Raw genomic sequence first — 19,890 nt, 5'->3', positions numbered from 1 at the left:
CGCAGCGATGCGGCAAGCCTTTTTTTATGGGGTTTTGCGAGATTTACGAATATCTTGGTATGTGGCGAACCATATAGAATATTGGTATATTTGTTGGTATAGATTATACCAACGCGGAGATATACCAACATGCCATTAACTCATACTATCATTAATAAGTTAGCCCCAAGCGAAAAATGTACCCCTAGCCGCCCTGACAAGCATAGTGATGGTGACGGTCTACAGCTATGGGTAAGACATACTGGGAACAAAGTCTGGGTCAGCGCTTATCGCTGGCAGGGTAAACAGCAATCGCTCACTTTGGGCAAATATCCAGTTATTACATTACAGCAGGCACGCCAGCGTAATCTAGAAATAAAGCAGCTGATCAATGAAGGTATTAACCCAAAAGATAAGAAAAAAGAACAGCGCGCTGAGCAGGATGGTTCGAAGCTTTTTGATACTATTGCTCAGGCTTGGTATGCAGACCGCAGAACCTTTTTAGCAGCCAGTACATTTAGCCGAAATTATTCAGCCTATACTCGTGATGTAAAACCAATTATTGGTCATAAACTGATTGATGATATTACCCCACCCGACATTTTGACAATCGGTAAGAATGTTGAAGCACGTGGCGCTAATGAGATGGCACGACGAATTATGGCAGAGGTTGGACAGATATTTAAACATGCTATTCGCATAGGTATAGCAACGTCAAATCCTGCGGCAGATTTATCAGCGGCAATCAAACCGCATAAGACTAAAAATCACAGCCGTATTACGTCAAAAGAGTTACCAAAACTTTTACAGGATATCAATGACTACACTGGCCATATCCCAGTCAAACTAGGTCTATGGTTCTTATGCTATACCTTTGTACGAACTAATGAGATCAGATTTATGGAATGGTCAGAAATCGACTGGAAGGATAAAATTTGGCGTATACCTGCAGACAAAATGAAGATGGATAGACCTCACATTGTGCCTCTTGCACCACAGGTCATAGATATATTACAACAAATTAAAGAGCTGAATTTTTCAGAGCAGTATGTATTCTATAACCCATCCACTCGCAAACCTTATAGTCAAAATGCTTTTATTAACGCGCTTTATCAGATGGGTTATAAATACAAAATGACGGGGCATGGTTTCCGAGGGCTGGCAAGCACCACCCTTCATGAACAGGGCTATATGCATGAGGCTATAGAGCTACAACTCGCCCATGAGCAAGAGAACAAAATTAGTAAAGCATATAACGGTGCTCAACATTTAGATTATCGTCGAGATATGATGAATAAGTGGGCGGACTACTTAAGTAACTTTCAAGAAAAGGATAACAAATATGTCTGATCATTTAAAAAAATTTTATACTCTCGATGAAGTTAAAAACAAATTAGCTGAATCATCTGACCCTAAACTTAATAATGATCAGAAAATAAAAAGCTTTATCGATGCTCAAATACTGACACCTTATGTTCATTACAAAGGTTTAATTAATAGTGTTACATCAGTCTACGCAGAGAGTCGTGAAGATACTATAAAAAAGTTGTCCGCTACTATTAACGAAGACATCCTTAATTTAGAGTTAAAAGAACTTTTAAATCCACAAAGATATGATAGTTCGTTAAACATAGATGCATTAATATATCAGACCAAAAAGCTACTTACTACTTTTGTAGATAAGTATGATATAGACCTCTTGCAAAAGTAGTTGTAAGACACAACGTATATTATTGAATGCTACTTACATAATAGATATGCCAAACATAGATAAGCTACTCAAACAAAGTGACGCTGGTTTTAAACGCTACACTGGCATTCATAAAGCCACCTTTTATGACATGCTTGATGCCATGCAAGAGCATGAAGCATCTAAGACCAAATCAGGTAGACCAAGTGTGCTCAGTCTTAAGGAGCAGATACTACTAGCCCTGACTTATTGGCGTGAATACCGCACGCTTTATCATATCAGTATGGACTTTGGTATTCATGAGTCTTCTGCTAGCCGTATCATTCGTAAAGTAGAAGACACACTGATTGACTCTGGCAAGTTTGAATTGCCTAAAAAGCTGCCTAGTCGTGTTGATGAGGACATCAATTGGTCAGTCGTCATTGTCGATGCCACCGAAACCCCAATTGAGCGTCCAAAAAAAACCAAAGCGACTACTACAGCGGCAAGAAAAAACAACACACCTTAAAAGCGCAGGTTATCGTCCATTGGCAAACCGGCTTGATACTTGATGTGCAAACCTGTAAAGGGTCAATCCACGATTTTAAGCTGTATAAAGATACTTGTCCTGATTGGTTACCTGAGAATACTAACTATCTAGCAGACAGTGGTTATCAGGGTATAGCAAATCTACATAAGCAAACCTTCACACCATTTAAGAAACCTCGTGGTGGTCAGTTATTGGAGATATGCAAACAGGCCAATCACTATCTGGCAAAGTTCCGTATTGTGGTTGAACACAAAATAGGCTTAATAAAGTTGTTTAAAATCGTGGCTCATAAATATCGCAACCGTCGTCAGCGCTATGATCTTAGAATGAAGCTGTTTGCTGGTATCATTAATTCCGAGCTTAACCTATGACTTTTGCAAGAGGTCTTATGAGTAAAAACAATATTGCCTACTATAGTGAAGGTATATTTCGTATCTCTCCTAATAATGTAATACTTAATAATTTAGGTTTAAAAGTTAGTATTAATGATCTTAATCCGATATCTTATCATGTGAAGTTTATATCTAATAATCCTTTTGATTATAATAAAGATGATCATACAGGTATATTATTAGACCATAAAAATAAATTACGTGATAAGGATAATCTACCCCCTACATTGAAAGAGGATGAGGTTTTAGGCTGGGTATTACATATGCCTGATAGTGACTATCAGGAAATGATAAAACTTGAAAAAATTTGCGAATTGAAATTTTCAAGCCAAGATTTAAATCATCTTCTTCATAGAATTGAAAGTATTAATTTAACTCCTAAATTGACTAATGATATAAAGGAAGCTAATAGACTTATAAGTCAACAAAATACTCAAATAGAGGATTTAAAAAATAAGCTAAATTCCAAGAAATCTACTGACGAATTACATCCAAGAACGGCTAATAATGCTGCAAAAATAATATCCGCTTTAGCTAGCGAGCTCTTAAAGTTAGATCTTACTCTCCCTTCCTCCAAAGAAAGCAATGGAGTCATTAAGGCAGCTATTGAGCGTCAAGGTAACTCTTTAAGTGTCGATGCAATAGCAAACTGGTTAAAACTTGCTCATGAACAGAGTAAGTGATATCAATCGAATCCTAACTAGGACCTATAAAACCCTAATTAGGGCAAATCTTTAATAATATCTTCTATCATGCCGTTCATACCGTGACATGGCGTTACGGGTTGAACGGAGATGAATAATGAATAATGCACCCTTCCCTGCTCACTCAAGGACTTCTAGTAAAGAGAATACTTTATACCTCCCACCACAGGGCTTAAGTAGGGCTAAAGATATCCTGCCATTTTTACCATTCGGGCGTACTACTTTACATGAATGGAGTCGTGATGGTAGATTTCCTGCTAGTGTGAGATTATCACCAACTATGGTGGCATGGAAAAACTCTGAAGTTTTAGAATGGCTAGAAAGTCATGGTAATCCTGTTCATAACGTACAGGAGAGTGGCTATGAATAAAACAAAAAATAGAAACGCTCATGTTGGTAGCATGAGCGTTGCCGACCACAATAAATTCACATGCGACTGTCAATCTAGTGATCATGTTAATAATAGCATAAAAAATGAGCAATGGTCTGACCCTGAGCCATTGAGCAGCGATCTAAGCACGCCCACACCTTATCCGATCAATGCATTTACGGGCCTTCTAAGGGCGGTGATTGAGGCCGTGGCCTATTATGCACAGGTACCACTTGCGATGGCGGGGCAATGTGTTTTAGGGGCACTCGCACATATAGGTCAACGTTTTGTAAACAGTCCACTAGGCCATAATATGCCTACAAGCCTAATTCTGATTACTGAGGGCGAAAGTGGGTCAGGAAAAACACAGACAATGGGTCTTACTCATTTTAAAATCAAAGAGCATGAGAGCCAGCAATATGAGAAATACTTAAAAGATCTTGCTACGTGGGAGGCGGACAAGGCAGGCTTAAAAGGCGCTGATTTAAAAAAGTACCTAAACGACATGCCAATGCCCGCCAACCCAAAAGCCTTGTTCAATGAGGCCACAATAGAACCAATCCTTGATATGTTTATCAGTGGACAGATCACCAATGCGTCATGGACGACAGACGAGGCAGGGCAATTTTTTAATGGTCACACCATGACAGGGGACACAGCAGGCAGCGCGCTATCATCATTGACCACGCTATATAGTAATGGTGAAGTATCCCGAGTGCGCTCGCAAAGGTCCGCCCACGCCACACCGCGCACCGATGCTTATGACGTTCGCATGACACTATTACTTCAAGGCCAGCGTATTATTTTAGAACCCGCCCTTACTGATCCCATGATGAATGGGCAAGGGTTTTTAGCGCGGGCACTTATTGCTTGCCCTGAGGACTTACGCGGTAAGCGTGATTGGGTGAGTAAGCAGCGCCGCCGTGATGACCCAAACAACAACCCCCATTTGATAGAGTATTGGACGCGCTGCCAAAGCCTACTTGATCCCGCGCCATATAATACTACTACAAGCGCGCAAGGCCAGCCACAGCGTATAACTATGCAGTGGGCAGACGATCGAGCCGAACAAACCTTTTATGAACATACACAGGTGATTGAAAACAGACAGGCATGCGGCGGTGACTTACAGTACCTTAAAGCCTATGCGTCACGCATGGCAGAAAATGCCAGCCGTATAGCGTCACTGATGGTATTCTTTGAGGGGCGTAAAGTGATAACCACTCATGATATAAAACGCGCCTTTATGTTGGTTGAGTATTCCACCAGTGAGCGCTTGCGCTACCTCGATGCCACGCCTACAGGTGAGCTGAACGACAGCGAAAAGTTAAGTAACTGGCTGGTGGATAAAGCGCGTAATAAAAATCCGCATAAGCTGAATAGAACGTATATCGCTAACAATGCGCCCAACCCCATGCGTAAGAACACTAAGTTATTACAGATTGAGTTAGACAAACTAGAGTCTGCTAACCATATTAGGCAAGATATGGAGGGACGAAGTAAAGTGATATTCATTAATCCAAAGTTATACGATTAATATTAATGCTTAAGAAATCTTACTCAAACTGCTTAAATCGCCCTTAGCCCATACAGTTAGGGGCTTTGTGTTAGGACTGCCAAATCTTAAGCTTGCTTAAATTGGTTAAACTCAGCCTAAAACAAGCCAATTTAAGACAAGATTAAGCAGTTTAAGCAACCTTACGCAAACGCCTAACTTAAGCTAATCCCTTGCATATCATACGTTATAGCCAATTTAAGCAGTTTAAGCAGCTTTTCTTAGGTATAAAGCTAAATGGGCAGGCATGACAGTCTGTTTTTTTGTGCCTGATGCTTATATAGACCCATAAAAAGCGCAGCCAGTACAATCATAACTTGTTATCTATTATCCGAAAGTTTACAACTAATTATTAGCTTTCTAACAATCTAACTTTATGATTGATATTAACCAAACCGAAGCGTTTAGGCGCGGGCTGCATAAGCTTAAAGACCCATTAGGCAAAGTTGGCATCTTAGCACGTATTAAACGAGCGCAAGGCGGCAATTTTGTTGACCACAAGCCCCTAGCCAATACAGGCGGTATCTATGAGATGCGAATATTCAAGGGCAATGGTTATCGCGTCTATTATGCCCAAGAGGGCGATACGGTTTACTTGTTACTGTTAGGAGGCAGCAAAGACAGCCAGCAAAGTGATATTGCTAAGGCTTGCACCCTATGGCAACAAGTACAGAATGAAACAAAGGATTACCCTCATGACCGATAGTAAAATCAGCCGCTTTGATGTGGCGGAGTACCTAACCGATGAAATGCTTATCAATGCTTACTTGAATGAAGCCCTGAGCGATGGTGCGCCTAGTGACTTTATTGAAGCGCTCAACGATGTGGCACGCGCAAAGGGTATGAATGAGCTGGCACAAAAGACAGGCATAAGACGCGAGAGTCTTTACAAGACCTTGCAGTCCGAAAAGCCACGCTTTGACACCATGCTAAAAATTATTGATGGTATGGGGCTACAAGTGACCTTGACTCCGAAAAGCCCAGCCTAATTCATAAATTATTTACCAGCTCATATACATAAGAGAATGCCTATATTGCCACTGTCCCAAGTAGCCAGTGGTTTATTATTCTCAACACTAAGTGCTCAAATACTCCAATATTACCTGAGATGAAACAGGTCTATTATTGATAATCGTTAACTTTAACTAATATATACAATAAGCAGCCCAAATACTTCAAAACCCCTGACGAGCTATAATATTCATTCGTCATTGCTAGATTCTTATCTGAGCGCTTACGCTTTTTCTGCACCACTCGTACTTCATAGCCATGAAAGTTTTTGCGTGCACCCACACGTATTGTTTTATCAAGTCCTAGCTCTTTTTTTACACCGCGTACTTCTTGTTCGCTATGCGCCCTAATCTGCCAATGACTGGCATCGATCAGCTGACAACCTACTGTGACGAACTGCTGTAGCATCTCAAGCCGGGTCTCTTTAATCCCAAAATGAATCGATGAGGTATTTAGGTTGTGTTTATCTTTAAATATTTCCACAAACGACTTCAGTCTAGCAGGCTCATCAATTGACGTTTGATACGCACGATCAAGCGCAGTCACTAAAACTTCTTGGTTCTTATGTCCGGTAGGCGCACCTAAAATTAGTCTATCATCGGTAAACAGCTGGCAAGCATTATTGTAAATTTTTCTAGCATCACTGATAGCGATACCATGCCGAAGTGCGACCTCTGCCAACTGCCCTGCTCGTTTATCAACATTTACTGTCTGTAGCTCCTCTAATAGCGCAATCACATCGTATATTTTTGGATGAATAAATATAGATAACTGAGTATCTACCGCATCATTTTTTATTTTTTGCGGGTAAGTTACATTAACTGATGTACTGTTATCGACAAACAAAGACTCTTTGCTCACAACTTTGTTAATTAAGTAGCCACGCATCTTATCAAGATTAACCTGTTTAGTACTGCCATCATATGCTCTACCTTCTTGCCTATTCACTGTCTGATAACTAATACCTGTTACCATCTCAAATACGGTCACAGGCATAACAAGCTTAGCTTGACTCATTTGCCAGCCAGCCAGCAAATGAGCGGTATGAATATAGTACTCAAATGTAGTGTCTGGCGTTAAATGCCCGGCAAGACTAGCTAGCCCAAACCACATTCCCTTTTCTTTGTTATTAGCAAGCACAGCGCTAACGATAGCGTCACTATGCTCTTTATCATAGTCTGTCATCACCTGAGCCAGTGGCGAGCCGCTCAACACCAATGCCAGCTGACTAAGTGCCGTATGCCGTAAGCTGTGAAAAGTAAAGCTATGATTGCTTAATAAGCGGTCCCAAATTATCTTAATCATATTACTAAAAAACACTGCTGGCAGTGGCTGGTCACCTGACCCTTGTGAGAGTAAATAACGGCGCTTTAACCTTTTTTGTTGATAATAGAATGTTATGAACGGTTGTAACTCGTCCTCTTTAAAAAGGCTATCTATTGGTATCACTCGTTTGGCACTACTGCTTTTTAGTCTGCGATAGCGATTGGGTCTGAGGATAATTTTAGGGTATTCAATCATCTGTCTATTAAGATTACCGATATCAGCAATGTCGGTAACTTTGATACCTATTATTTCGCTAATTCGCATACCAGTGCGATAAGCGAGCGATAAGACCACAAGACATAGCTGCTTTTGATCAATCTCTAAGTTTGATGACTGCACATAGTCTTTCATCGCATGATAAATATGCGGGGACACCATATTTGCTCTCACTACTTGCCTATTACTCCCCCACGGAAAATAGACATAAGGAGCATCAAAGTGAGTACGTTGATGATCGTGAAAGGCTTTTAGACGTCCATAAGTAAATTTCTGACTGTCTTTTAAACGATCAAGATAAGATAGCGGTTGGTCAGTCGCATTTTTATCATCATCTATATCACTAGACGTATCATCTTCAAACTCCGATGACTTACATAACATAGACGTCTTACGACCATCTTTAATTTTACTTTGAATAATCTGCTCATAGATATCCTCAAAGTCGTCGCCTTCCCACTGACCAATATTCTCATCCATAGTCAGCATCAACCAATCGCGACCAATGCAGCCGATATATTTACTGATGGTATTTAATCTAATGCTATGATCATCCAGTAGCGATAACGCCCAGCTAAGCAAACGCCTCGCATTAGGCTGGCTAGCGTCTGTCTTTAATGTTGTGAGAGTAGAAATAGCAGCGCTTCTGGTGAGTTTGAGCGCATCTTGCACCTCTTTAATTAGATTTTTGCTAAAGCTTGGATAAGCTATAGCATCTCGATTGTTCTGTGATTTGTCTACCGCCTGATAACTGGCATCAAACAACTCAGACCATGTAAGCGGCTCAGGGTTTGGATTGATGACTTCTTTGTTATAACTGATGAGCTTATTAGTAGGCAAACCTGTTGTTTTTATATCGCCCTGCTTAACTACAGCTAGTGCACCATCAACATTGCTACCTTCCATCTGCCGCCAGTGATAGTTAGCATACCTTATCAGCTGTGAGTGCTGCGGACGAGCAATGTCTTTATTAGTGAGTTTCAGTCTTTTTGATATATCATTAATGATGGTGTTAAATGACTTTATTTCTGCCTTACTCAAGTCCTTGTATTTTAGCGCATATAAAAAACACAAACTCATATCATCGGGAACATAATCAACAAAACGGTGTAAGCTTTCGCTGTCATCTAGCGTAGTTCCATAATTATCATCACGCACTCTATGCGGTATTATAGCCAAATATTCTACTCTGCTTTTTTCATCAGTCGCTGGCATGTCAATTTTATACACACGGCGCTCACCAAACAGCCAATCATAGAGCGCTTTTAGCACCTCAATGTCGTTAATACCGCCATACATGATGCTGCAATACAGGAGCCCCTCAACCAAGTCATTCACTGAAAAACGCCGCTTTCGTTGCCAAACCTCTATCATTGTCGCGCTACTGTCTGCTACAGCGCGTCCATTCACAAACCAGTCATAGTTAATGGTCAAGCGCTCACGAGTCGCCAGTATCGGTACCACAGGCTCATTAAGGTATACCTGGTGAGCTTTATTATAATCACGAACAAACTCTAAGAACCCGCGCCGCGCTAATTGAAAGTTTTGCGCAGTATCAAACTCCTTTTCTAATCGCTCATTGATCGCTTCATAATGATGCTGTAGCTCACAAGGTGTCTGCATAAGGTTTTGATTAACGTAGTCTGCAACCAGTGCTTTAGCTGCGCGTTTGACACTTTTTTTAGCACCATCTCTATTTAACTGCCGCAGTTTGTGAGCACTAATGTTATCCATATAGTCGCACCTCAATTTGTTTTAAGTGAAGATCGTTGGCGATTGCATCTAAATGAGGGCTGAGCTGGTGCAGCTGATTGATAGAGCTTGATGACATCGGGTGCATGAACTCCTGATCAGGATGCTCGTGACCGTAAAGCGCGCAAATTAGATAGTCAGGTACGCGCCCTGTGAGCATAGTTCTCAGCTGATGACGCAGCCAATTATCCTGATGACTAAAAAAGTCTTGTAGCTCATATCGGACGCGACTTGGCGTGATACCGATAAAACCCTTTGGATTTTTTTGGTAAATTTGAATGAGCGGTTGCTCTGATCGCAGAATAGCATCGATGGAATAAGGCGTTTCGGGGCAAATTGGATTATAAATAGCAGCAAATTGCTTAATATAATCAATGTAGTTTTGTATGGCAGCGACTAAAAACTCGCTTAACGGAATAAGTCTGCCATCAGACTGACCGTGACGCTCTTCTTTATCAGACACCCATAATATGCGTCGTTTGAAATCAAACTGGTTAAGCAGCCCTGGTGCATGTTTAACCGGACGGATACCGGTTTGAATCATAATAATATGCCACAGCCAGGTGCTATAGCTATTAAACTGTGCAATATAGCGCTCGATACTATGATTAAGCCGCCCATTATAGCTCTCAGCGCTCATAGCCAGTTGGTTAAAGAACTGCTGGCACGTGAAAATTTCAAGCGCCATATCACTACCAATATAGCGTTTTTGACCATTCATTGGCACACTACACTCATCTATCAATAGCGCTTTTTGCTTGTTATTACAGTATTTTGTTAGCAGCGCTATTGCATTTTTATAAGTATGCTCTAATTTTGATGTTTTAATACTGGTGTAATACAGCGGTGAGCTGTGCCTTACATCAACGCCTGTGAGGATGTCAGCATGTAGCGGCTCACTAAGGCCATTTTTAATCACTACAAATAATCCAGAATCGATATGTTGAGCACTCAGAGCTGGCAGGTTGAGCTGATTCTTAACTTCATTAATGGCGAGTTTAATATCATCAAGTGAAACAGTAACTTTATCCTCTAACATGATCTGCAGTGCTTCAGGTAATGCTCGCTTGAATACGCTACCATAGCTTTGCCTGTGAGCAAGCAAATGGCTTCGGGTATTGGTAGTCACATCAATCGTGATAGCAATACTACTGACTTTACGGGTACGGTCATAAACAAAATACTGACGCTGACTGCGATTGCATTGCCAATCAGTAATCACACTATCGATACTGATACCGCTTAATAGTGAAAGCAGCAGTACAGCATAACCAGTCTGATACTCTGTATTATCGCTAAGGAAGTGATGCCAAAGTACAGAGAATAGCATCTGGTAGCCAGTGATACTCAATTGGCGATGGTTGGTTGGGAAGTGAAACTGATTGCGGCTGGCATGTTGATAGCTGCTTTTGAGCTTCCATTGCTGCAGCTCAGAGGATTTAGCAACTTGTTTGATGGGCTTAAAGTCATTGTCTAGCAATGGTACTTCATCGTCATCGGCAATATTTTCAGCAGTTGCCACGTTAGTTGACTTGCGTGATTGTTTCGTACTAAACAATTTTTTCTCTAATGGTTCGCCATCAATGAGCGTTGTTGTATTGATTACTTTTTGGGACTGTTTCGATTTTCTATAACTCTTATCATAGGTTTTACTAATAAAAGCTTTATTATTGATGACTACCTCATAAGCCAACCTGATTTGACCAACTTTACTGGCAAGATACTGATTAGCAGCTTTACCTGTTGCCTCTTCTTGTTTGACGCTTGCCTCATATTTTCTGATAGAAGATAAGCATGAGGATAGGCCATCGCACTGATCATGAATACCAATTAGCTGGTTAAGGATATTGCGCTGTGGATCAGCAGGTCTTAGGGCCATACGAATACGAACGCCTAGTTTATCAATTTTAGCAAAATGCTTATCGTGCCTAGCTGCAATCATAAATATGATTTTGAGGTAGCCGCTCATAAACCGCCAAGCATCACTACCGCTATCAACCGTACCATACGTTTGATAAAATATAAGCAGCATATATGTAACCGCCCACTCTCCCGTTCTACCTTGCCCGATAATCTGCTGGATCACTTCAGTACAATCGATGCCCCTAAAACTAGCATTAGCACGTGGCGCCGAACACAGTAGATCAATCTCAGCGTCTGGCACCAGACCGATAATATCAATAACCAATGCTTGCATTTGCACATAATGTGGCGAGCCTATAGGAATGAGCTTATTCAATACTCGTTTATCAGTCACATCATCGAACAGTTTAGTATCAGCCATGTCTACCATTCATCCAGTTCATGTTTTTAGGTAGACCTAATAAAGTCTCATCACATGCTACCTTACACTGCTGATATTCATAGCTACTTTGACTGATACCTGCAAAATGACAGTAATTACTAACGGTTAATCGGGGCACGCCCATCAGCTCACAGATAAGCTGCTTTGATGCATTTTTATATATGGCTTGAAACAGAGCCGGATGATTCACGCCAGCAAACCTAGATAGACTGAGAACCTCGCACCACGCCAGCCGCTTAATATCATGACGACTTTCAAGCGCAATCAGACAAGGCTGACGCCAGCTATCTTCGAACCTCATTACCTCATCGATTCGTGCAAAGTTATTGAAGAACTGATAACTGTCTCTATCAAGCATACATAACCGCAATGCTGGTCGATAATAATCATCTAAGCCTGCCAGCTGTGGTCGACGCAGAGGCGATCTATGCTGCTGCCAAACCATAAAAGCAGTTCTGGCATCAGGATGAACGGTTAGATTTTTTGAGTTCAGAACTAACAGCTTTTGAGTCGAGCGAAGAGTCTTATTTTTCACGATAAACTGCTCTAAAAATTATCATTGCATTAATAGTACGTTATAACATAACATTATACAAGTGGATGATTTAATTATATTTATTAAAAAATATATTGGCTGTAAATGAGTGCAAAGTCATTAAAAAGAGCTCTCAAAAATAATAGCAATGCCATTACTTTATGAGAGCTACGATTGTTTTTTATCAGGTAATGATATCGTTATTTTTTAGAGTTTAGAGTGAATATACATATTCAGCTGCATTACTTATAAAACCTAACTTTTACTGTTTTCATCAGGCACGTATTTAAGTATGTCACATGGTGTTACCTCTAACACTTCACACAATTTGCTTAGCGTATCGAACTCTATACGAGTCGTCTCATCGTTATAAATCCTATGAAGTGTTGATTTACTAATGTCTGTCATCCTTACTAGATCGGCCACCCGTAGTCGTCTTTCTGCTAGAAGTACAGGGAGATTACAAGAAATCACAATAAAATCCTTATTGGTAAGTAAAAAATACTTGCCAGTGACTACTTTTCTGCTAGAATAATACTCGTTGGCAATAACTAAGTTTCCGTCAAAAACTATTTTATGCTGACTAACGCTTTATTATGTCATATACCTATCTTGCTGCTCAATAGCTGGCTAATGATGATAGGTGCGACTGGTTCAATAGATATCATTACTATAAAAAAGGTAATGCTCATCGTAGGTATCAGGTCATTAAAAAGGAGTACGTTGTGGGCATCAGCATTGAATGGAGCATGACACAAAACGCTTGGGACAAACGGGTTTGTGAGGATTATTGGGCCTATAACCATAAAATGAGTTATGTGGATTATGTCCATCTGCTTTGTCAAAAATATAGCATTAGTACCCATACGTTATTTGAAACCGTAAGCCAATGCTACGCATGCCTAGATGATGTGTGCTGTGAATATTGCGGAAGCGCCTGTCCTATTGAAGTACCTGCCGATATTGCTTATATGCGGGCAAAAGAGAGTTGGTTTTGTGCAGTATGTGAGCATGCTATGTGGCGCGGAGACTCTATTAGCAAATATAACTAGCTTCAATTGATAGTAGCAGTCAAAGCCATATGTTTATTATATGTGGCTTTGCTTTTCTTCAGCATAAACCGCCTTTAAACGAAAGCAATCAGGTTCATCAATCATACTTGAGCTGAAATAAATAAACGCATCATCATTAGACAACAACCCCTCAATAGCATCTGATGGTAGTGTTCAAAATTCTGTGTCATTCCCCTAAACTATGTAAAAAAACAAGGAATGACACCATGCAAAACTTTGACTTTAACGAAGCCTTAAAAGGCATTCAAGCAGGTAAACCTATCACAGGCAGTGACGGGGTACTTGCCCCACTCATCAAACAGCTCACCGAAGCTGCCTTAAATGCCGAAATACAAAGCCACCTTGAACAAAGTACGACAAGCAACCGTCGTAACGGTTACAGCAAAAAGACCGTCAAATCAGCAGCGGGTAGCTTCGAGCTTGAAACGCCACGAGATCGTAACGGTGAATATGCGCCTGTGTTGGTCAAGAAACATCAAACTAAACTCACCGCTGAGATCGACAGCCGCATCCTATCGCTATTTTCTCATGGCATGAGTTACCGTGACATACGCCACCACATTGCTGAGATCTACCAACTTGAGGTCTCAGAGGCCACCATCAGTAGCATCACTGATGAGCTGATACCGCAGCTTAAAGCATGGCAATCTCGTCCACTCGACAGCGTTTATCCGTTTGTCTGGCTTGATGCGATTCACTACAAGGTCAAAGACGAAGGACGCTATGTCAGCAAAGCCATTTACACGCTATTGGCACTTAATACCGAAGGCAAAAAAGAACTCATTGGTCTGTACTGCTCTGAAAGCGAAGGGGCAAACTACTGGCTATCTGTGCTCACAGATTTACACAATCGTGGCGTACAAGATATTCTCATCGCTTGTGTGGATGGCCTAAAGGGTTTTCCTGAAGCCATCAATGCCATTTTCCCCAATACAGAAGTACAGCTGTGTGTGATTCACCAAATCCGTAATAGTATCCGTTATGTAGCTAGTCGTGATCAAAAAGCCTTTATGCGCGATTTAAAGCCTGTTTATAAGGCAGTTAATAAGGAGTCAGCTGAACTGGCTCTTGATGATTTAGAGGCTGTTTGGGGCGATCAGTATCCGGCGGTGATTAAGTCTTGGCGGGACAAGTGGCATTTGCTATTTGCCTATTTTAAGTATCCTGAAGCGGTGAGAAAGCCTATTTATACCACCAATGCGGTGGAAGCGGTACATCGTCAGTTTCGTAAACTTACTAAAACCAAAGGCGCTTTCCCGAATGAAACCAGCTTGCTCAAATTGTTGTATGTTGATATGTTAAATGCCTCTGCCAAGTGGACGATGCCGATTCGTAATTGGGGACAGACGATGATGCAGCTGTCTATCTATTTCCCTGGTCGATTAGATTCGGTGATGCGTCTTTAATTTAGTTGACACAGAGTTTTGAACGCCCTCTAAATTGCTTTGACAACTGCCTTTGAGCAGTGCTGTGACTTGTTAGAGCTAGCAACGCCACCCGATACGGCAAGACAAAATGGCGCTTGTACTGATGTCACTGCCATCACCCTTAAATCCTCTTGATACCAATGATCTAGAAAGAAAAATAGTCTTACTGCAGTCCGTTGCTGGCATTACCTTGAAAAGCAATAGCGCACGCGTGGGCTATTGTTTCAATAAGAGGTTCATCCTCATTACTTAAAACCGCTGTCATATCCATTCGCTCATCAGTGATTATCATTAAGATAAGTATATTAAACTGCCTACCAATTAGTTTTCTAGGTTATATACTATTCTAAATTCTATCGTTTGCTTCAATAATCATGATCAATTGTTAGGAGGGTTACCCGAGGACTATGGATGTGTAGTATATAGAATGAAGTATATATCGACTTTTATCAGAATATAAAATTGGGCAAGCTCTACTGCTTAGGTGTTAATATCGTCATTTTTTAGGGTTTGTTATTATTAGATTTAGTGGAAAAAATAACGACGTGCTTAGCATAACCTAGTACAAAAAAACGCCGCTAAGTCAAATCAGAAATTACTTAGAGGCGCTTTTAAGATTTTACGAAATACTCAGGTGGTTTGAGTAATGTTAGGGTTTACTCTACTATAGCTTTCAACAGTGCATCACGCGCATCTTGATAAAACTGTATATCGATTTTGGTAGCCATATCATCTGACAAGTCATACAGCTGACGCCTAGCTGTAACAGGCATAAGTAGCACACTAGCACCCTTTTCTACTGCTAGTTCGGCAATATTGACCGCATTGGTGACAGGTTCAATAGAGCCACCCAGATTTATCTCTCCTATCAATATAAGACCGCCTTTTACTGACTTTTTCAGTATACTACTACACATAGCAACTAACGCTGCCACACCAATCCTAGAGCCTTTTTTAGCTGCATCGAAAGCCCTCAGTTGTACTGTGAACTCATGAGCTCTAGGATCACGATCCCCTATCAGCTGCATGGAGCGCGCATAGAGGTTCTGTTCAGCGTAACGTAAAGACTCCTTGAACGCAGCTGGTGCTGGATTATTAAGAATCTTCACTCCAGAGCCAGGCCCTTCGTTTACTTCTATACGATACAGACCAGCGTTATCGTCAATCTCAGACCCACCTTCACTAATAGTCCAAATCTGTCCTGGTTCTAATGGGTCATCACCTATCTCGTTATTAGCTCTCAGTTCTGCTGTAGCAACAAACTTTTCAATTCCATCATCACCGATAGTGTAACTGAAATGGGTATTACGAAACTCAGCAGCACCAACGCGCTTCTGTTGCTCCTTCACCCGGCGGCGTACTTCAAGCCCCAAACGAATTGCCCATTCCAAGTCTTCATCAGATACGCTAAGCTCAGCATCTGGATACATTAACTTTAGCAGTCCTGATACTGTTTTATTAACTGCATTGCTATCACGGCCACTGAGCGCACCACCTAAATACACGCGGTTCTGCATAGCAGATACACGACTTTGAAAGCGCAGGCGAGTCATGCATTCAGAAAAGAAGTCGCTAACTAAACCAAAATGGTCAGTAGTTAGCTCTTTACTCATTTTTGGGACATCCCAGCCTGGCAGGTAGCAATGAATACGATCCATCCATGCCGTATCATCACGCATCTCAGCAGGTAAAGGACCAAATAAGTGGCCCACACGTTGCTGATGCTCTACATCCACATCGAAGTTACCCACAAACACCAATGATCCATCTGCACGGATGCTTTCTTTACCTCGGCTAAACTCACCCGACTCCATGTAGCCTTTCATGATATTGACACCTTCTTTAGTATCGAAGGATATTCCGCTGACTTCATCAAAACAAACTACATCGTACTGACAGACCAAACCACGCTGCCCACTAGCATTGTTCACAAACATCTTAGCGATTGTTGCTTTACCACCAGAAATGAGATGAGCATAAGGTGATACCTGCTGGAACAAGTGGCTCTTACCTGTACCACGTGGTCCCAACTCGACCATATTGTAGTTACGCTCAACGAATGGCACCATACGCAGTAGGATGGCATCTTTAGTCCGTTGTGATAAAGCACTTGGTTCCAAGCCGATGGAACGAATTAAGAAATCACGCCATTCATCACTCGTGTAATTTGTGCGAGCTTCAGTCATCACATCTAGTACGTTACGTTTGGACATTTGAATGGGTCGCAATTCAGCTATACCAAAAGCATTACCTTTTTCTTCTGCAATAATACTGTCGTATTCAAGCGTTACTTCAGCGTAAAACCCACCTGTCAGAAGACGCTCATTGTCATCAACAATCTTGTCCGGTATACGTACTTTATTAAGATTTAAACTGGGTAAGCTGGCAAGATAACCATTCTCTTTTTCAATAAACTTGACACTAACGATATCAATAAGCTTGGCTGATCCATCCTTATAGGCACGTGCTTTGAATAGCTCCTCCTCTCCTGCACGTACTGTTCTTGAAGACAGCTGACGCTGGACAATCTCAAGACCTTCCTCTATTTCATCTGGATCTGTTGATGCGCAATAACGACCAAGCATAAACTCAACCACATAAGTTGGTACTGGGAACTGGCGAGCAAATGTACGGACAAGATCCTTACGAACGATGTATCCTTCAAAGAAATCCGCAGCCTTTTGATCCAGTGCATCTAATTCCACTTATACATCTCCTACTAATGTTGGTTTTTTTGCTAGCACATTGCCATGCTCGTCTAGTAGCACAAGAACGGCGGAGGTATCTTCATACTTGTCATCTACCATGAGTGTGCATTTACCCTCTTTAAGTGGCTTACGCTTACTAATCTCAGAGTCTGGGTTAGCCGCATGTATTCTTAGCACTGCAACAACCCCATCAGAGTCGCTATCAGCCTGAACTCTGCACTGTAATCCAAGCCAGCGCAACTCTGATAGCGTTGCGGTACTCGTTGCTTTACTGACTGAGCTTTGTTTATTAAGGATTTCGATCACTGGTGTCAGGCACTCCTGTAAACTCAAGCCGCCATGATCATAATACAGGCCCGCCTTGAAGCAAGAAACGCCTGGTGCCATAGCAATACTAACTTGGCTGTTCCAATACCAACCTACTTGCAGATAGCCACTGGCAACTGAATCTTTAATTACTGCACATCGTCCCCACTTGGTTTCTGTTAGATGTTTAGGTAGGTCTACCTTTGGCATAGTTTCAGGAGTCAGCATCCAACCATGATCAGTTACAATTCTGATTTTACGCCACCCTGCTGCCAGCAGTTCTTCAATCCGCTCAACTATTTCATCCAATAAACTATCAACCCTTCCTGCAAGTTTAAGACCTTTTCGATGGCCCTCCTTATCTATATCGCCGCTTTGTACCCATGCATTAAATGCCGGATCTCCTGAGTCACCCTCTTCAAGGTAGAGCCAACCTTTTTCTTTAAGAAATTTCCTTAAGTAATAAGCAGAGAAGCTTTTATTATCATCCAGCAAGCTTGGCACAAAATCACGGTCGGTTTCTCTACCAGTTAGACGATCATATACTGGCGTAACAGCAGCTTTAGCTGTTGCAGTCACTGAAGGCAATGCTGCCCAATTAGTGGTAAACCCAACCTCTCCCAATGGCTTTAACTTTTCAATAAGACGCTGTGCTAAGTCGTAGCGCAATCCATCAACAAAAAACACCACTTCTCCCGCATCAGCATAATCAGTTGTCGCCTTGTTGAGTTGAGTCGTACCGGGATAGCCTTTCTCTTTTACTAAGCTTTGGAAGTTATGCGTAACTTCATCTAGCCAAGGCGTATAGATAAGTGCAAGCAGTTTTTCTACTAAAGCTTGCTGACTGAGCACCAAAGGATAAGCCAATGCTTTAAGGGTTAGGTCATCCGCCTGCCAATATTTATCACGGTATAACGTAGCCATTTCTTCAGGGTTAGTGCCAGAAAAACCCTGCTGAGTTATGCTTGCAACACCACTCAAATACTTCAGCACCCCAGCCAGCGGAGCCATATTTAGTTTAAACCAAATCCAATCTCGGCGTTCGGCATGATACTGTTCTAGTACAGCTAACTCTTGACGTATTTCGACTGAGTTAAGTGTTTGTAGCTGAGATAACGAATTCTCTAAAGCAATCTCTTCAGTTTGGTTTATAACTGGGTAACTTGCACCATCAGCAACAAGATCACCCTGAACCTTTAGTAATAGCTCGGGCAAAGAAGGGTAATGATGACAGGATTCAACATAACGCTGCCACACTCCCTCCCAAACTCCCTGACGCTGACATAACAGCTCAGCGGCTGTCAGCTCGCCATCTTGCTCGGGATTGAAATGATATTCAGTTTCACAAATACCGACTAACGCTTGCCAGCGCGCCTCATCCCAGCGCTCACGGCAAGCTTTTTCATCGTTCATCCAACTGAGTAAATCACGGACTGGATCACTGGACACTAGCTTGTTAAAGTCTGAAGCCTCAAGACGACGATTCGCTAGATCTTCACGCTTACTTTCAAGAACCTCATTCAATACACGCAACATCGCTTGCTGGCTTTTGTCATCCCTAGCAACATCAAGACCCACCCCACCGTTATCTGAAGTCAAAAAAGCATTTACGGTCCAATCACGTCCAGAATTATTATATATCCACCAGCTACCACGGTATTGCAGTTCAGCTAAAGGCATCAGCGCTTCAGGACAAGTAGCAATGGCTCGTAAGTCTCGGCGCTCAATGCCTGGCAAGTAAACAATAGGAGTGCGATCTGTAGGAAGCTCAACCTCTGAAAGAGCGCCATCAACAACACATTTAATCCAGATAGCAGGACCTGTTTTTTTCTCAGGAGCATAGTCTCCTAGAACGATCAGCTCAGGCATAGCGGCTTGCAACAAAGGTAGTGCTGACTCCCACTGCCGCTGTTTATCAATCCAAAGAATCACACCAGGAGCTACTTGAATATTTGAGTTATAGTTAGCGCTGGCACGTACTTCTTTGGCTAGTAAATCAATAATTTTCATAA

At 41.7% G+C, this 19,890-nt stretch carries 16 protein-coding genes and 1 pseudogene; 11 read left to right on the top strand and 6 right to left on the bottom strand.

The genetic code is table 11. The features are described 5' to 3' along the window. Positions 1-129: 129 nt before the first annotated feature. The 9 genes and pseudogenes from C6W44_RS10235 (at position 130) to C6W44_RS10195 (ending at position 6,208) form a co-directional block, all read left to right on the top strand. Positions 130-1,329 (top strand): tyrosine-type recombinase/integrase, encoded by a 1,200-nt coding sequence (locus C6W44_RS10235; protein ID WP_075100999.1) that lies wholly within the window; start codon positions 130-132, stop codon positions 1,327-1,329. Beyond that, complete coding sequence (locus C6W44_RS10230; RefSeq protein ID WP_105245366.1) at positions 1,322-1,690, top strand: hypothetical protein; 369 nt, start codon at positions 1,322-1,324, stop codon at positions 1,688-1,690. The genes C6W44_RS10235 and C6W44_RS10230 overlap by 8 nt, the downstream gene beginning before the upstream one ends. 46 nt (positions 1,691-1,736) lie before the next feature. Further along, positions 1,737-2,177 carry a transposase family protein gene (locus C6W44_RS10225; RefSeq protein WP_105243994.1) on the top strand — a complete coding sequence of 147 codons (441 nt, stop codon included), beginning with the start codon at positions 1,737-1,739 and terminating at the stop codon, positions 2,175-2,177. 8 nt (positions 2,178-2,185) lie between these two features. Then, positions 2,186-2,569 (top strand): annotated as a pseudogene (locus C6W44_RS10220) (transposase family protein); the annotation flags it as partial. Between the two features lie 17 nt (positions 2,570-2,586). Further along, the gene (locus C6W44_RS10215) at positions 2,587-3,273 is read left to right on the top strand and encodes a hypothetical protein (protein ID WP_105245364.1); all 687 of its coding nucleotides are present in this window, start codon (positions 2,587-2,589) and stop codon (positions 3,271-3,273) included. Between the two features lie 118 nt (positions 3,274-3,391). Beyond that, positions 3,392-3,664, top strand: coding sequence for a helix-turn-helix transcriptional regulator (locus C6W44_RS10210; protein WP_075101001.1), 273 nt, complete (start codon positions 3,392-3,394; stop codon positions 3,662-3,664). Next, complete coding sequence (locus C6W44_RS10205) at positions 3,621-5,201, top strand: DUF3987 domain-containing protein (protein ID WP_083608506.1); 1,581 nt, start codon at positions 3,621-3,623, stop codon at positions 5,199-5,201. Before C6W44_RS10210 ends, C6W44_RS10205 begins: the two co-directional genes overlap by 44 nt. Before the next feature lie 394 nt (positions 5,202-5,595). After that, a complete protein-coding gene (locus C6W44_RS10200) occupies positions 5,596-5,925 on the top strand; it encodes a type II toxin-antitoxin system RelE/ParE family toxin (protein ID WP_075101003.1) in 330 nt (109 codons plus the stop codon). Further along, positions 5,915-6,208, top strand: coding sequence for an addiction module antidote protein (locus tag C6W44_RS10195; protein ID WP_178377926.1), 294 nt, complete (start codon positions 5,915-5,917; stop codon positions 6,206-6,208). The genes C6W44_RS10200 and C6W44_RS10195 overlap by 11 nt, the downstream gene beginning before the upstream one ends. A gap of 133 nt (positions 6,209-6,341) precedes the next feature. Here the strand turns inward: C6W44_RS10195 and C6W44_RS10190 are convergent, their stop codons facing one another. From C6W44_RS10190 to C6W44_RS10175, 4 genes are all read right to left on the bottom strand, one after another. Continuing rightward, on the bottom strand, positions 6,342-9,002 hold the full coding sequence (locus tag C6W44_RS10190) for a site-specific integrase (RefSeq protein WP_158676714.1): 2,661 nt from the start codon (positions 9,000-9,002) through the stop codon (positions 6,342-6,344). A gap of 496 nt (positions 9,003-9,498) precedes the next feature. Beyond that, positions 9,499-11,808: a hypothetical protein gene (locus C6W44_RS10185; RefSeq protein ID WP_105245360.1), complete on the bottom strand. Its 2,310-nt coding sequence runs from the start codon at positions 11,806-11,808 to the stop codon at positions 9,499-9,501. Next, entirely contained in the window at positions 11,801-12,364 is a 564-nt protein-coding gene (locus C6W44_RS10180; RefSeq protein ID WP_093071417.1) for a hypothetical protein, read from the bottom strand. Before C6W44_RS10180 ends, C6W44_RS10185 begins: the two co-directional genes overlap by 8 nt. A gap of 255 nt (positions 12,365-12,619) precedes the next feature. Next, positions 12,620-12,838: a helix-turn-helix domain-containing protein gene (locus C6W44_RS10175; RefSeq protein WP_105245358.1), complete on the bottom strand. Its 219-nt coding sequence runs from the start codon at positions 12,836-12,838 to the stop codon at positions 12,620-12,622. Positions 12,839-13,089: 251 nt separating this feature from the next. On the opposite strand from C6W44_RS10175, the gene C6W44_RS10170 reads away from it, so the two are divergent. Together C6W44_RS10170 and C6W44_RS10165 are read left to right on the top strand one after the other, a co-directional pair. After that, positions 13,090-13,416, top strand: coding sequence for a hypothetical protein (locus tag C6W44_RS10170; protein ID WP_105245356.1), 327 nt, complete (start codon positions 13,090-13,092; stop codon positions 13,414-13,416). Between the two features lie 227 nt (positions 13,417-13,643). Beyond that, positions 13,644-14,843, top strand: a complete 1,200-nt coding sequence (locus C6W44_RS10165) for an IS256 family transposase (protein WP_105245353.1) — start codon at positions 13,644-13,646, stop codon at positions 14,841-14,843. Between the two features lie 677 nt (positions 14,844-15,520). Here the strand turns inward: C6W44_RS10165 and brxL are convergent. Beyond that, the gene (gene brxL / locus C6W44_RS10155; RefSeq protein WP_105245351.1) at positions 15,521-17,569 is read right to left on the bottom strand and encodes a protease Lon-related BREX system protein BrxL; all 2,049 of its coding nucleotides are present in this window, start codon (positions 17,567-17,569) and stop codon (positions 15,521-15,523) included. Then, entirely contained in the window at positions 17,570-19,888 is a 2,319-nt protein-coding gene (pglZ, locus tag C6W44_RS10150; RefSeq protein WP_105245349.1) for a BREX-1 system phosphatase PglZ type B, read from the bottom strand. Positions 19,889-19,890: the final 2 nt, after the last annotated feature.

Origin of the sequence: Psychrobacter sp. Marseille-P5312 (assembly GCF_900291405.1) — a bacterium.
In the GTDB taxonomy this organism is placed as follows: domain Bacteria; phylum Pseudomonadota; class Gammaproteobacteria; order Pseudomonadales; family Moraxellaceae; genus Psychrobacter; species Psychrobacter celer.
Note: the sequence above shows the minus strand (reverse complement) of the source record. Positions and strands in the feature narration are given on the sequence as shown.

What these genes read in the sequence shown, in the direction of transcription:
- C6W44_RS10195 (WP_178377926.1), top strand. Translation starts at nt 5,915, where the DNA reads ATGACCGATAGTAAAATCAGCCGCTTTGATGTGGCGGAGTACCTAACC.
- C6W44_RS10185 (WP_105245360.1), bottom strand. Translation starts at nt 11,808, where the DNA reads ATGGCTGATACTAAACTGTTCGATGATGTGACTGATAAACGAGTATTG.
- C6W44_RS10230 (WP_105245366.1), top strand. Translation starts at nt 1,322, where the DNA reads ATGTCTGATCATTTAAAAAAATTTTATACTCTCGATGAAGTTAAAAAC.
- C6W44_RS10235 (WP_075100999.1), top strand. Translation starts at nt 130, where the DNA reads ATGCCATTAACTCATACTATCATTAATAAGTTAGCCCCAAGCGAAAAA.
- C6W44_RS10215 (WP_105245364.1), top strand. Translation starts at nt 2,587, where the DNA reads ATGAGTAAAAACAATATTGCCTACTATAGTGAAGGTATATTTCGTATC.
- C6W44_RS10225 (WP_105243994.1), top strand. Translation starts at nt 1,737, where the DNA reads ATGCCAAACATAGATAAGCTACTCAAACAAAGTGACGCTGGTTTTAAA.
- pglZ (WP_105245349.1), bottom strand. Translation starts at nt 19,888, where the DNA reads ATGAAAATTATTGATTTACTAGCCAAAGAAGTACGTGCCAGCGCTAAC.
- C6W44_RS10165 (WP_105245353.1), top strand. Translation starts at nt 13,644, where the DNA reads ATGCAAAACTTTGACTTTAACGAAGCCTTAAAAGGCATTCAAGCAGGT.
- C6W44_RS10210 (WP_075101001.1), top strand. Translation starts at nt 3,392, where the DNA reads ATGAATAATGCACCCTTCCCTGCTCACTCAAGGACTTCTAGTAAAGAG.
- C6W44_RS10200 (WP_075101003.1), top strand. Translation starts at nt 5,596, where the DNA reads ATGATTGATATTAACCAAACCGAAGCGTTTAGGCGCGGGCTGCATAAG.
- C6W44_RS10205 (WP_083608506.1), top strand. Translation starts at nt 3,621, where the DNA reads ATGGTAATCCTGTTCATAACGTACAGGAGAGTGGCTATGAATAAAACA.